This is a genomic window from Exiguobacterium sp. s57, assembly GCF_018617685.1.
Lineage (GTDB): Bacteria > Bacillota > Bacilli > Exiguobacteriales > Exiguobacteriaceae > Exiguobacterium > Exiguobacterium marinum.
Map to the genome: position 1 here is coordinate 796,282 of NZ_JACSKR010000001.1, position 13,137 is coordinate 809,418.

13 protein-coding genes are annotated in these 13,137 nt (G+C 45.9%); 4 read left to right on the forward strand and 9 right to left on the reverse strand.

Annotation, left to right across the window (positions count from 1 at the left end; genetic code table 11):
* Nucleotides 1-71: 71 nt before the first annotated feature.
* From KNO98_RS04105 to dnaE, 4 genes are all read right to left on the reverse strand, one after another.
* Nucleotides 72-1,007: an acetyl-CoA carboxylase carboxyltransferase subunit alpha gene (locus KNO98_RS04105; protein WP_214699156.1), complete on the reverse strand. Its 936-nt coding sequence runs from the start codon at nucleotides 1,005-1,007 to the stop codon at nucleotides 72-74.
* Nucleotides 1,000-1,854 carry an acetyl-CoA carboxylase, carboxyltransferase subunit beta gene (accD, locus tag KNO98_RS04110; RefSeq protein ID WP_214699943.1) on the reverse strand — a complete coding sequence of 285 codons (855 nt, stop codon included), beginning with the start codon at nucleotides 1,852-1,854 and terminating at the stop codon, nucleotides 1,000-1,002. Before accD ends, KNO98_RS04105 begins: the two co-directional genes overlap by 8 nt.
* Nucleotides 1,855-1,868: 14 nt before the next feature.
* Nucleotides 1,869-2,423 carry a FadR/GntR family transcriptional regulator gene (locus KNO98_RS04115; RefSeq protein ID WP_214699158.1) on the reverse strand — a complete coding sequence of 185 codons (555 nt, stop codon included), beginning with the start codon at nucleotides 2,421-2,423 and terminating at the stop codon, nucleotides 1,869-1,871.
* A gap of 76 nt (nucleotides 2,424-2,499) precedes the next feature.
* Nucleotides 2,500-5,667 (reverse strand): DNA polymerase III subunit alpha, encoded by a 3,168-nt coding sequence (gene dnaE / locus KNO98_RS04120; protein ID WP_214699164.1) that lies wholly within the window; start codon nucleotides 5,665-5,667, stop codon nucleotides 2,500-2,502.
* A 103-nt stretch (nucleotides 5,668-5,770) separates the two neighbouring features.
* Between dnaE and KNO98_RS04125 the strand changes: the two genes are divergently transcribed.
* Nucleotides 5,771-5,962, forward strand: a complete 192-nt coding sequence (locus tag KNO98_RS04125) for a YtzJ family protein (protein WP_026825601.1) — start codon at nucleotides 5,771-5,773, stop codon at nucleotides 5,960-5,962.
* Between the two features lie 16 nt (nucleotides 5,963-5,978).
* On the opposite strand, the gene KNO98_RS04130 is transcribed toward KNO98_RS04125, so the two are convergent.
* Nucleotides 5,979-6,947, reverse strand: a complete 969-nt coding sequence (locus tag KNO98_RS04130; protein ID WP_214699169.1) for a DHH family phosphoesterase — start codon at nucleotides 6,945-6,947, stop codon at nucleotides 5,979-5,981.
* A gap of 75 nt (nucleotides 6,948-7,022) precedes the next feature.
* Here KNO98_RS04130 and KNO98_RS04135 point away from each other — a divergent pair, with 75 nt between their 5' ends.
* Complete coding sequence (locus KNO98_RS04135) at nucleotides 7,023-7,337, forward strand: YtpI family protein (RefSeq protein WP_034770953.1); 315 nt, start codon at nucleotides 7,023-7,025, stop codon at nucleotides 7,335-7,337.
* A gap of 39 nt (nucleotides 7,338-7,376) precedes the next feature.
* Here KNO98_RS04135 and KNO98_RS04140 read toward each other — a convergent pair whose 3' ends face one another.
* On the reverse strand, nucleotides 7,377-8,687 hold the full coding sequence (locus KNO98_RS04140; protein WP_214699176.1) for a DRTGG domain-containing protein: 1,311 nt from the start codon (nucleotides 8,685-8,687) through the stop codon (nucleotides 7,377-7,379).
* Nucleotides 8,688-8,852: 165 nt separating this feature from the next.
* Here KNO98_RS04140 and KNO98_RS04145 point away from each other — a divergent pair, with 165 nt between their 5' ends.
* Nucleotides 8,853-9,950 (forward strand): M24 family metallopeptidase, encoded by a 1,098-nt coding sequence (locus tag KNO98_RS04145; protein WP_214699177.1) that lies wholly within the window; start codon nucleotides 8,853-8,855, stop codon nucleotides 9,948-9,950.
* 49 nt (nucleotides 9,951-9,999) lie between these two features.
* Here KNO98_RS04145 and KNO98_RS04150 read toward each other — a convergent pair whose 3' ends face one another.
* The gene (locus KNO98_RS04150) at nucleotides 10,000-10,722 is read right to left on the reverse strand and encodes a metallophosphoesterase family protein (RefSeq protein WP_026825596.1); all 723 of its coding nucleotides are present in this window, start codon (nucleotides 10,720-10,722) and stop codon (nucleotides 10,000-10,002) included.
* 11 nt (nucleotides 10,723-10,733) lie between these two features.
* Nucleotides 10,734-11,459: an SDR family oxidoreductase gene (locus tag KNO98_RS04155; protein WP_214699179.1), complete on the reverse strand. Its 726-nt coding sequence runs from the start codon at nucleotides 11,457-11,459 to the stop codon at nucleotides 10,734-10,736.
* A 183-nt stretch (nucleotides 11,460-11,642) separates the two neighbouring features.
* Here KNO98_RS04155 and KNO98_RS04160 point away from each other — a divergent pair, with 183 nt between their 5' ends.
* Nucleotides 11,643-12,080, forward strand: a complete 438-nt coding sequence (locus tag KNO98_RS04160; protein ID WP_214699181.1) for a universal stress protein — start codon at nucleotides 11,643-11,645, stop codon at nucleotides 12,078-12,080.
* A gap of 57 nt (nucleotides 12,081-12,137) precedes the next feature.
* On the opposite strand, the gene KNO98_RS14800 is transcribed toward KNO98_RS04160, so the two are convergent.
* A complete protein-coding gene (locus KNO98_RS14800) occupies nucleotides 12,138-12,740 on the reverse strand; it encodes a 3D domain-containing protein (RefSeq protein ID WP_214699187.1) in 603 nt (200 codons plus the stop codon).
* Between the last annotated feature and the right edge of the window lie 397 nt (nucleotides 12,741-13,137).

Sequence of the window (13,137 nt, forward strand, 5' to 3'; positions counted from 1 at the left end):
GCATAGGGTATGTTATAAATCAGTCACTTCATGAATGAATAAAGCCATATTCAAAGCCATTGATACCGTTTTCACTCACTAATTGTGCCAATTTGATGATATTTGGTCGCCCGCCCTTGAATCAGTTGAGAAGTCGACTGACCGAGCAACTCATTCATATGCTGTAATAATACAGTCTTTAAGAGAGATGACTGTAATGACACATCAACATGTGCACCCCCATACACTTCTCCCACAACCTCATCTACAATCCCTAAGTTGAGCAAATCTTGCGCTGTAATTTTCATCGTTTCTGCCGCACGTTCCGCTTGCTTCGCATCTTTCCATAGAAGTGCCGCTGCACCTTCTGGCGAGATGACCGAATACGTACTATTCTCAAGCATCAATAAACGATCGCAAACGCCAATTCCAAGTGCGCCTCCAGAACCACCTTCTCCAATGACGACGGACACGATCGGCACTTTCAGCGTCGCCATCTCAAACAAGTTTCGAGCAATTGCTTCGCTTTGCCCGCGTTCTTCAGCGGCTTTTCCGGGGTAAGCCCCTTTCGTATCGATAAATGTTAAAATCGGGCGATTGAACTTCTCAGCTTGCTTCATGAAACGCAATGCTTTTCGGTATCCTTCCGGATGTGGCATCCCAAAGTTCCGCCTCATGTTCTCTTTCGTATTCCGACCACGCTGGTGACCGATGACCGTAACCGGCACCCCTTCAAATGTCGCAAGTCCCGAAACAATCGCTGCATCGTCATACCCATGTCGGTCTCCATGGAGTTCCAAAAAATCAGGGAACAGATGCTGAATATAATCGAGCGTTGTCGGTCGTTTCGGGTTTCGAGCCAGTTGAACGCGGTCCCACGGTTTCATATTCCCATAAATATCTTTTTCTAATCGGTCGAGCTTTAACTCGAGATGGCGAATCTCACGGGACAGATCGATACCTTTTGTTTCGGCCGTTTCACGTAGTTTATTTAATTGTTCAGTCACTTCTTTGATTGGGTCAAACATGACGAACACCCCCATCGTGTAATCCAATCATTTTCAGCAAGAACGAACGCATCTGTTCGCGATGAATAACCGCATCTAGTTGCCCCGACTCGAGTAGAAATTCTGCTGTCTGGAAGTTCTCCGGGAGTTTTTCCCGAATCGTCTGTTCGATGATTCGGCGTCCTGCAAACCCGATCAGCGCTCCTGGTTCTGCGACGTTCAAATCGCCGAGCATCGCGAAACTTGCTGAGACGCCGCCTGTCGTCGGATGTGTCAAATACGCGATATATAGAAGCCCGGCCTCATCATGTTCTTTTAATGCAATGGATGTATTCGCCATTTGCATCAAGCTGACCATTCCTTCTTGCATCCTAGCTCCGCCTGACGCCGTGAATAAGACAACCGGTAGACCGAGAGATGTTGCTGTACGGACAGCGGAAGCGATAGCTTCTCCCACGTAAGCCCCCATTGACCCCATTCTGAATCTGGCATCCATTACGCAGATGACAAGCGGTAGTCCATCAATTGTCGCCCTTCCACAAATGACTGCCTCCTCAATTCCGGTCCGTTCCCGGTCTTTATCCAACTTTTCTTCATAGTCAGGAAAATTGAGCGGATTCGTTTTGACAGAAGGTCCTGCAAAACGTTCAAACGACCCTTTGTCGACAAGCATATCAATCCGTTCTTGTGCATGAAGCGGAAAATGATAACCACAGTCACATACTTTATGATTTTCATTTAACTGTTTTGTATAGTGCATATATTTACAAGATGGACATTTCGTCATTAATCCCTGTGGTGCGTCAATCTTTGGCTCTCTTTGACGCAATGGCATGTATCGTTTTGGTTTCTTGAAAAAAGCAGTCATCGCTTCCCCCTCGTTCATTCCGGCATCCCCATTCCACGCCACATCTCGAGAAATCGTTTTCGTTCCTCGAGGGTATATAGATCTCCAGCGTCTAGTCCGTCAAAAAATCGATTGAGTTCGCTCCAAATTCGAATAAACAATTCATTCTTTAATTGAAAGATGATTTGCTGACGAAACGATCGATCATTATCAATCAAGGCTTCTAATTGAGTCAGCCGTTCCATTGTCGGTTCAACTTCTGAAAACGCCATTCGTTCTAACAAGCGAAGCATCTCGATAATATCGGACTCTTTCGTCTGTTTGGTCACAATGAACTCTGATAAAATCTCAATGTAACGGTGTCGGTCTTGTTCACATAAAAATGTGCCACCACCACGTCTCGTCTCCACGATGCCTAAAAAGCTCAATGCTCGTAACGCTTCGCGAACAGAAGCACGGCTAATCGACAGTGTTTCGGCGAGTTCACGTTCGGACGGAAGCCGATCACCTGGAACTAAAGACGATTGAACGATTAACATTCGTATTTTTGAAATATTTTCGTGAAATGAGGATGCGTATTTTTCATGCATCTGACCGTTCAACTCCCTTTTTGAATCACTTATCACACTCAAGTGGTCAGACCAATTAGTACGATTATATCACTTTTTAGGACTTGGTACTAGTTTTCGGACCATCCATTTTCGTATCGATTCGTTTTAACACAACATTTTCTTCGCCGAATTTTTTCTTCGCCTCAGTCACGTACTCCTCATTCGGGTTGATTGAGTAAGCTGACGCCAACTGTTTCACTTCCTTTGAATCCGTGAATCGACAGACAACCGGGACATCTCCCTGAGCACGTTGTATCCAATCTTCGAGTTCGGGGAATCGATCTAATGTAAGCCTTACAAACAATGCCTGCCCATGCAACGGACGTATCCGTTCGACAATCAGTTGTTTTCGTCCATCTCGTTCATTCGTATGAACCTCAAGTAATAAAATATTACCGACATAAAGGGAGCGTCCGAATTGACTAAATGTTCGTGGAAATACGACGACTTCTTCTTGTGTCATACCATCGTCAACCATGATGATTCCCATTCGTTCCTGCTTTTTCGTTAGAAATGTACGCACGTCATCTACGTAAACGATAAGGTAACCATTCGTCCCGTTTATGATGTTGTCAATTGTAGACGGTTCAATCCCAACATTCGAAATGGCGGTCAGTGGAGAGTGCACCACCCATGTTCCGAGCGCTTCTCTCTCTTCTTCAGACCAATTTGGTTCTTTTACTTTCTTCTGTTTGAGTCCAAGCGATGACAGTTCGTCGGGCAAAAAATGCGTTCCTGCCTCTTCTCGCAAACGTTCGACTGCTTCAAAAGCACTTGTCCGGTCGCCGTGATACATCCGGTCGAGCGCGCCCGCACCAAGTAAACGACGTAATTTAAACTGGTCTTTATTCTTCCACTCCATAGCTTCTTGAAGAGTTCTGACATCTTTCAATTGCCCATTCAGCTCAATCAAACGTTCGACATCACGTTTGGTCAAGCCTTGGATTGCTTTTAACCCGAGTCGGACGCCAGGTCCTTCAAGCGTCGCCTCGGCGTGACCGTGTAAGACGTCTGGTGGATACACCGGAATTTGATCTTTTCGCAACAATCTGACGAGTTCACTCGTCTTTTCCGATGTCACCACATGAAAGACACGAGGGAAATGTGCTTTGACATAAGCCAACCGGTAGCTGATCAAACTGTAGGCGACAGCGTGGGATCGGTTGAATCCATATCCCCCGAACTTTTCAATCCAAGAAAAGATTTGCGTCAACACATCCCGGTTATTCTTTTCTGCCTGTTTTAAAAATCGTTCCCGTTCTCGCTCAATCGTGCCAATATCTTTTTTAGCAATCGCTCGTCTGACCAAATCCGCCTCAGCGTATGAATAACCTCCAAGCTTTCGAAGTAGTCTCATGACCTGTTCTTGATAAACGAGTACCCCGTACGTAGGTTTCATGACGTCTTCTACGGCTGGATGAATTTGTTGGTAAGGCAAACCATGCTTTCGTTTGGCATACGTTTCGATGAACTGCATTGGTCCCGGGCGATAGAGTGACATCGTCACAACGATATCTTCAAACTCAGTTGGCTTCACTTGCCGAAGCGCTTGTTTCATCCCAGTCGACTCGAACTGGAAGATGCCATTTGTCTCTCCTCTAGCTAACAAACGATATGTCCGGGCATCGTGTAACGGAATGGTTTTCAGTGAGAACAGGGCATCACTTTCTCGAATCAAATCTTCCATCTTTCGTAAGCGACTCAAGTTCCGCAACCCGAGTAAATCGATTTTCAGCAGCCCGACCTCTTCCAAATCCTTCATATTATATTGTGTTACATACTCTTCTATTCCAGGTTGGAGCGGCGTCACTTCTTCAATCGGTTGGCGACTAAGAACGATACCGGCCGCGTGAACCGATGATTGGCGAGGCAAACCTTCTAACTGCTTCGCAATTTGTAACAATTGCTGCCGCTTTTGACTACCAACGAACCATTTCATCTGTTTCGGGTTCGACATCAATTCGTCTAACCCACCCGATTTCACTTGTTTACTTGCAGCCTGTCCTTCTTCTAATGTCATGCCGAGCGCTCTGGCGACGTCTCGAATCGCTGCCTTTGCTCCAAACGTCGCGAGCGTCCCGATTTGTGCCGCATGCGTTTCCCCGTATTTTGACAACACGTACGATACGACTTCTTCTCGACGCTCATCTTCAAAGTCTAAATCAATATCTGGCATCGACACGCGTTCAGGATTTAAAAATCGTTCAAATAACAATCCGTAATGAACCGGGTCGACTTCTGTAATATGGAGGGCAAAACTAACGAGTGAACCTGCCGCCGATCCCCGACCCGGTCCCACTTCAATACCAGATTCTCGGGCGAATCGAATGATGTCTTCGACAATCAAAAAATAGGAAGAAAATCCGGTCTTTGCAATGACATCCAGTTCGAACTTTGCTCGCTCGATATAAGGTTCCTTTAAGAGTTCCATCGATTTCAGGCGTTCACCCACGAGTCGTTTCAAGTTTTGGTCAGCATCAGGCAGTTCTGGAATCGCCCCTTCCGCATGAGGAAGTTGATCGAGTTGAATACGTGATTCAAATCGATTGAGTTCCGCTAACTCTTCTGTTGTGAACCAGTCGTTCATCTCGCTCGGAAGACGGACATGTAACCCTTTTTGTCGCACGTCTTCATTCGACATCACATCCCCCTCACGAATGGCAGAGACGGCTCGAAACCCTTCTATATCCTCTGGTCGCATATACCTTGTTTCAGGGGCAGGAATCAATTGAACAGCAAGCTCTTCGCGCATGAGACGAAGTTGCTTCAACACTTGCACTTGCTCAGTCGTCTGAGGTGCTGGGAGTCCGAGCCAGAGCTTATCTTCATCTACATAGGAGAGCAGTTGATGATAAAGGCGACGCCGATGAACCGGATCATTCGCCTTCCAATTTTCAGGAAGGATAATGAGCGGCATCGTCGTTCGGTCTTCAATTCCTCCCGTTTTGATGATTCGATATTGTTCCTGAAGCTCTGCTTCGTTCGACGCATATGCAAGCACCGAAACATCTAGTCCGTCTAAACGGAGGATTGTCCTCAGTCCAATGAGCGGTTTCACCCCATATCGTTTACAATAGGATAAAAATGTCGGGACACCATAAAAGGCATCATCTGCAATCGCAACTGAACGACTTCCACGCTCGGTCATCTGCAAGACGTATTGTTCTAGTCGAATTGTACTTTGTAGTAAGCTATAAGCAGTTCTGACATTCAGATGAATCATCGTTGTCCTCCTTTCTATATTAATTGAATTGTCAAACTCAATTCATCACTTCTCTGATACAATAATTATAGACAAAACTCACGACAAAAGGGGGTAAAAGCGTATGATTATCAATCGGGGACAGATTGCACGCGATAAGTTAGAGAAATTACAGAACGGCCAAACCGTTTTTGCGGACAGTCCGGAAATCATCGACCGGCTTCGAAAGTATATTACAGAGTATCAACTCGATGTCGTCGAAGACGTGACCGACCGCGGCACATGGTTCATTCCAAAAGAAAATGGAGACAAATGAAGAGAGCTGACCGCGGTCAGCTCTCTTCATTTTCTTCAAACGTGAATCCGTCAGCTACTTCATTCAGAGCAGCAATGACGTCATCCATCTCTTCCCACGTATCAACCGTAGCTCCAGCCGCCATCGGATGGCCACCTCCACGGTATCGTTTGGCCACTTCGTTGATGACAGGGCCTTTAGAACGAATCCGAACACGAATCTCTTCTTTGTTCTCTACGAACATGACCCAACATTTCAATCCTTCAAGACCCGAAAAACTATTGACGAGTTGAGACGCCGCTTCTGGGGAAGCGTGAAACGCCCTTAGTACATCCTTGTCAATCTTCACATAACCGACACCTTCATCAGTGACGTTGACATGCTGTAGCACGTAACCTTGTAATTGAAGAGTCGCTAAGTTGGTCTTATACATTTGGCGATACAACTTGTTTGTGTCGATGTCTTTTGCAATGAGCGACGAAGCAATTTCAAACGTTCGCGCCGTTGCATTTCGGAACTGGAAGCGTCCCGTGTCGCCAACGATTCCAGCATAAAGTAAAAATGCCGCTTCTTGATCGATTGGATAACCCCAAAGATTGGCAAGCTCCACAATCATTTCAGACGTTGAGCTGACCGATGTGTCTACAATTTGTGTCATCGCATATGGGTCTTCATCAGGGTGGTGGTCTATTTTGATGATCGACTTACCATTCAACGCAAAAGGTCCATCAATTCGCTCTTGATTTGCCGTATCCAAAATGAGGACGAGCGCGTCCCGGTACATCTCTTCCTCGACGTGCTCCATCTTCCCTAAAAACTCGAGGTCAGGAACCATACCACCGACCGCATAAATTTGTTTTTCCGAATGAACCGATTTTAAAATACGCTGTAACCCAAGCTGACTCCCTAATGCATCAGGATCCGGTCGGACGTGGCGGTGAATGAAAATGGTGCTTGCCTTCTCTATTTCGGATTTGATTGTATCCGCTTCGTGCCATTGCGTCATGATGATTCCTCACTTTCCTACACACTATTATGGTATGATGATAACAGATTATGAGATAGAAAGGGGTTCCTTCACTTGCAACTTGTCATGATTGGACTCATTTTGTTCGCGCTCGGAGCGTACCTTGTCTTCAAGCGCCGTGCTTTTTTGACAAAGACGCCAAACCGTAAAGCTTTGTTCAACACACAAGCTTTAATCTGGTTAAGTTTATTCCTTGCGTTATTCGCTGCGAACCAAATGGTTGGTGGATTCGGACTGAATTCGACTGTCGGTTGGATTGTCAGTATCGTCATGTTGGTCGTTGGCTTGGGTAATGCGATTGTCGGATTTATACGTTACCGAAAAATCTATCCGCACGCCGCGGAAGAACCTACGAATACACCTTCATAAAAAGAGCACCGCTACAAAATGTAGCAGGTGCTCTTTTCGTTAACGATCAATCAATTGTGCCGTGACGAGTGCCTTAGCAACAAGTTGTGTACCTTGTGTCATTTCTACGTCGACTTTCCCGAACTTTCGCCCAAGGTCGAAGACGTTCGCAGACACCCGAATCTGACTTTCAATCTGAATTGGTTTCATGAAATAAACTGTGATGTTCTCCACCACCAGGTCCCCTTTTTTCATATGACGCAGACTACGCGTCGCCCCTTCTACCAACAAGGTCGTCAACACCCCGGAAGAGGCGGTTCCCATATGACTCGTCATTTGTGGTGCGACTTCAACGGTAAATGCGGTTCCGTTCGATGCAGGGTCTTCCTTTAGTTGATTCGTGATCATATTATCGAACGTTTCGCCGACTTGCGGTTGACGGTTCGCCAGCTGCAACGCCTTCAGTACATCCTGACGACTGATGATGCCAAGGAGGCGCCCATAGTTATCGACGACAGGAAGCATCTCAATCCCTTCCCAAACCATCTGGTGCGCCGCATTGGTCACACTAGTCTGCACCCCGACCGTAATCGGACTTTTTGTCATGACCTTCTCGATATCATGATCATGTGATTTGTCAATCACATCCTTCGCAGTAATCACACCGACCACTTTCATCTGTTCATCGATGACCGGATAACGATTATGCTTCGTCCGTTCGTTCAATTCATGCCAACGTTTCAAAGTGTCATCAGCCTTCAAATAAAACGTGTCATGGAGTGGGATGACAATGTCCGAAACAAGTAAAATCTCTTTCTTGATCAGTCGGTCGTAAATGGCGCGGTTGATCATCGTAGCGACGGTAAAACTGTCATACGATGTAGAAATCACAGGCATGTCGTACTTATCTGCCATTCGCTTCACTTCGTCCGTCGTATCAAACCCACCCGTGATCAACACAGCCCCGCCTGATTGTAAGACAAGTTCATGCGCTTTTTCTCGGTTCCCGATGATGACAAGCGAGTCGATGTCGATATATCGCATCATCGCCTCAAGCTTCATAGCACCGATAACAAATTTTGATAGCGTCTTGTGCAATCCGTTCCGTCCACCTAACACTTGTCCATCCACGATATTAACGACTTCAGCAAATGTGAGTTTCTCGATATTCTCTTTTTGTTTACGCTTGATTCGAATCGTCCCCACACGTTCAATGGTAGAAACGAAGCCCAGGTTCTCAGCTTCTTTGATGGCCCGGTAAGCCGTACCTTCAGACACAGCCAATTCTTTTGCAATTTGACGGACCGATATTTTTGACCCAACATCGAGTGATTCGATATGTGCTATGATCTGTTCATGTTTTGTGGTCATACGCGGAGTCCCTTCTCTCAATACATTTTCTACTATGTTCATTATACTGTATCAGTCAAACATGTTCAAACTGTACCAATAAAATTGGAACATTTCCTTTCTGTTTTCGAAACAGCTATAATAGACGAGAAGTCAACGTAAGAGGTAGAAGGGAAGGGATTCATCTTGAATCAACGCACCAATCAAATTGCACAATCTCTAGCAACAAAAGGCTTAGATGCGGCATTTATTACATCGAAAGCGTCCGTATTTTATTTCTCGGGAGTATATGCGGAAGCCCATGAACGATTAATCGCCGTCTTGGTCTTAAAGAACGGGACAACTGCCATTATCTGCCCTGCTCTTGAAAAAGGGATCGTCGAAGCGAGTGACTGGTCAGGTGAGATCGTGACGTATATGGATCATGAGAATCCATGGGACAAAATCGTCAAGTTATTCCTCGACAACCAAATCGTTCCTGAACGAATCGGTATCGAAGGGGAGCATTTGACATTCAATCGAGTCGAACAACTCCGCGCCGGTTTTGCCGGCTTGTCTATCATTGATTTGACTAACGAACTTCAAGCGTTACGTATGATCAAATCACCAGATGAAGTTCGCGTTATGAAACGGGCCGCCGAGCTAGCAGATATGGCAATCGAAGCTGGGATTCGCTCCCTGCGCGAAGGCGTGACTGAGCTCGAAGTCATCGCCGACATCGAGTACGCCATGAAACAGCAAGGGGTTCGTGAAATGTCATTCGATACGCTCGTATTGTTCGGCGAGAATAGCGCTGACCCTCATGGGGTCCCAGGCAATAACCGTTTGAAAAAAGGAGATTTCGCATTGTTTGACCTCGGTGTCGTCTGGCAAGGATATTGCTCCGATATCACACGTACAGTCGTTTTCGGCGAAGCGAGTAAGAAACAACGTGAACTTTATGAAACGGTTCTACAAGCTGAAGAAGCAGCAATCGAGATGGCGAATGTCGGAACGACACTCGGTGCAATCGATATTGCAGCCCGTCAAGTCATTACATCCGCCGGGTATGGCGAATACTTCACCCATCGAATTGGCCACGGAATCGGAATCGAAGTGCATGAACACCCATCGATGGCAGCGAACAATGACACGACCGCCCAAGTCGGTATGACTTTCACAGTCGAACCAGGGATCTATTTACCAGGAGTCGGCGGGGTCCGCATCGAAGATGACCTCGTTATGACCGAGAGCGGTCCGATCACATTGACGAGCTATCCCAAAACACTGCAAGAGATTGAATGACAAAAAAGTGCGGTCCATTCAAGGATCGCACTTTTTTACATGACTTCTTTTAATAGAATAAGCGCATCATGACATCTCGTTGAGGAACCTCATGGCGTTCCATCTTTTCTAAAAATGTACGTTTATCGTAGGGGACTGCTTTTAAATCAAGTCGGATTCCGGTCTCTCCCTCTGACAATATAGCAAAGCGAGCAAGTTCATCCCGCGCAACACCGAGCGCACCGGGATTGACATAGCATTTCGTATCATCTTCAAACAAATGAACGGGATGGTGATGTCCGAATAAGATGACATCTCCAGCGTATTCACCGTATAGTCGTTGCATATTTTCAAGTGTTGGTTCAAGAATATCGTGAAATGGTTCTTCGACGATCGTGGCTTCCCACTTCTCATTAGGGATGTGATAGTGGATACCGAATGCCGTTTGTCCAGCTAACTCGGTAGTGATCGTTCGAGGTAGCGACTCCAATACATCCACATAGTTCGTATCAAGGTGACGCGCGACCCACTCATGATGAGGACGCGTATGGGCGTAACTGTCTGGGTGACCGTGTCCAGCCAAAAGCGAGATGACTGCTTCGTCATGATTTCCAGAAATCATATGCGCTCCCCGATCCAGCAATCGCTCCATGACCGCATTGGAGTCCGGTCCCATCGCAATCATATCACCAAGTGACCAAACGACGTCAACTCGTTGTGCATCCATTGCGTGAAGCACCGCCTGTAACGCTTCTAGATTTCCGTGAACATCCGTCACAATCCCAATCTTCATCCTTCTACCCCTCACTTCCGATACTGATGCACGACGTTGACCCCGCCTGTCACATCGATGACGGCACCAGTGATCATATCCGATTCTTCTTGTAACAAGAAGGAAATCAGACGGGCGATATCTTCTCCCGTACCGTGCCGGCCTACTGGCGTTCCTTCATCCACTTCAGCTTCCTCGATTCGCATCTCTTTTTGAGACCCGACGATATTTCCCGGGTTGACCATGTTCGCCGTAATTCCGAACGGGGCCTCTTCTAACGCGACCGATTTCGTCAAGCTGACGAGCGCCGTCTTTGCAGCAGCGAACGCAGAACGATGAATCCAACCAGGTGCCGACCCACTCTCCGGAAAACCATAAGAGATGATGCGTCCGAACCGATTCGTTCGCATTGAAGGAATCGCACGTCGCATCAACCAAAATGAGGCAGATAGGTTGCCGGTGAGCACTTCGTCCCACTCTTCATCCGTCAACTCAACGAGCGGCTTGCGCTCAAAGATGTATGGACCTGCATTTAAAATCAAGGCGTCCGGTTCACCAAAGCGTTCGACCGCTTCCTCATAGGCCGAGAGCAGTTGTTCGCGGTCCGTCAATCCCGCCTCGATCATATGTATATGTTCGTGCTCCCAGTCGATTGGGTTTCGTTGCAAGATGCTGATGTACCAACCATCTTGTATAAGACGTTCTGTCACGACGCGACCGATTCCTTTCGCACCAGATGTAATCATCACATGTTTCATCACCTTACCTCCTCCGCCTTATTTTACCCGTTCTAACACACGAATTCCAAACTTGGACATGTCGTGAACGACATCATGAAAAAATTCACTCATTTTCATAACGAAAAAGCGTGAAAACTGAAAGAAGTGGTATACTATATATGTAAGCCGAACGTATATTTCGAGCGAAAGGTTGGGATTCACATGGCAATTGTATACAAACACATTTTATCTGCCGTTGACGGCTCTAAAGAGGCGGAACGCGCATTTGAGACAGCAATCGATGTCGCGCTTCGTAACGAAGGAAAACTGTACGTCGGTCACGTCATTGATACACGAACGTTTGCGACTGTCGAAGCATACGATCGGACAATCACTGAACGTGCTGAGACATATGCCAGAGAATTGCTTGAAGACTATGTGAATCGAGCTAAAGAACGTGGTGTAAAAGAAGTTGAAACCGTAATAGAATATGGTTCCCCTAAAGTAACTATCTCTAAAAAGATTGCGCCTAACCATGATATTGACCTTATTATTTGTGGCGCGACCGGTTTGAACGCGGTCGAACGATTCTTTATCGGAAGCGTATCTGAGAGCATCGTCCGTTATGCGAAGTGTGACGTTCTCATCGTCCGCCAATAACTGTTCATTTATTTTAAAAAGGGTCTTGCGCAATCGCAAGACCCTTTTGATGTGGAATTATAGCACCTTAACGGTAACCGTTTTGCGACCAAATTGAATCGCAGCACTGTGTGAGTACATTAAGATATCGATTTTATTCCCTTTAATCGCGCCGCCTGTGTCAGCCGCTGTATATGTGCCTAACAACTTACTTCCCACGTATACTTGAACTTTAGTACCGAGTGGAATGACACGAGGGTCCACTGCGATAACGTTACGCTTTTGAGTGCGGACATTCCAACCGAGTGCCGTTTTACCAGAACATCCCCTGCAATACGGAGTATATGCCGATGCTTTCATCGTATATGTTTTAACGCTTGCTGGTTTGATTGGTTTTGGAGCACTCACCGTACGTAAGTTTTTTGTCGAGATCCATCCGGCCTTCCCATTATAGTTCACGCGAATCCAAGCACCTCGAGAGCCCGTTCGTTGAAGACGATCACTCGCCTTAATCTTCCCAATCACTCGTGCATTCGATTTCCCCTCTGCATATACCAATTTCGATCCTGATTTCGTTGCAACATATACTTTTTTTGTAGCTGCTTCCACTGGTGAAGTTGGTAAGGCAAATGCAAACACGGCGATGGCGAGAAGTAATAGCGTCATGATTTTTTTCAACATACGTTTTTCGTCCTCTCTTCGTCAATTTGTTTAAGATTCGATATCATCACTTATATGACAGATGAACTTTATGTTCTAATGAATATTTCGTCCAAATAACTATATGATGAAATATCCGTTAGTGCCGTTACACTTCCTGTTCATTTGAGTGACACGAACATTACAAATTGATGTCAAAACGAACGATTTGTTACGTTGAATCGACCGTCTGTAACGAAAGAGAGATTTTTATATAATTAACATCCAATAAATGGTTCTTTCATGACTCAAACATTACAAAACAATCAAAATAATACGCCTTATGTTACATACAAAAAATCTTTTTTCCTATTCACGCTTCGTTTAATTAGAAAAAAAGACCTAAAAAAAATCCCCACATTACTTGAAGTAACGTGGG

What these genes read in the sequence shown, in the direction of transcription:
- KNO98_RS04105 (WP_214699156.1), bottom strand. Translation starts at nt 1,007, where the DNA reads ATGTTTGACCCAATCAAAGAAGTGACTGAACAATTAAATAAACTACGT.
- accD (WP_214699943.1), bottom strand. Translation starts at nt 1,854, where the DNA reads ATGACTGCTTTTTTCAAGAAACCAAAACGATACATGCCATTGCGTCAA.
- KNO98_RS04115 (WP_214699158.1), bottom strand. Translation starts at nt 2,423, where the DNA reads ATGCATGAAAAATACGCATCCTCATTTCACGAAAATATTTCAAAAATA.
- dnaE (WP_214699164.1), bottom strand. Translation starts at nt 5,667, where the DNA reads ATGATTCATCTGAATGTCAGAACTGCTTATAGCTTACTACAAAGTACA.
- KNO98_RS04125 (WP_026825601.1), top strand. Translation starts at nt 5,771, where the DNA reads ATGATTATCAATCGGGGACAGATTGCACGCGATAAGTTAGAGAAATTA.
- KNO98_RS04130 (WP_214699169.1), bottom strand. Translation starts at nt 6,947, where the DNA reads ATGACGCAATGGCACGAAGCGGATACAATCAAATCCGAAATAGAGAAG.
- KNO98_RS04140 (WP_214699176.1), bottom strand. Translation starts at nt 8,687, where the DNA reads ATGACCACAAAACATGAACAGATCATAGCACATATCGAATCACTCGAT.
- KNO98_RS04150 (WP_026825596.1), bottom strand. Translation starts at nt 10,722, where the DNA reads ATGAAGATTGGGATTGTGACGGATGTTCACGGAAATCTAGAAGCGTTA.
- KNO98_RS04155 (WP_214699179.1), bottom strand. Translation starts at nt 11,459, where the DNA reads ATGAAACATGTGATGATTACATCTGGTGCGAAAGGAATCGGTCGCGTC.
- KNO98_RS04160 (WP_214699181.1), top strand. Translation starts at nt 11,643, where the DNA reads ATGGCAATTGTATACAAACACATTTTATCTGCCGTTGACGGCTCTAAA.
- KNO98_RS14800 (WP_214699187.1), bottom strand. Translation starts at nt 12,740, where the DNA reads ATGTTGAAAAAAATCATGACGCTATTACTTCTCGCCATCGCCGTGTTT.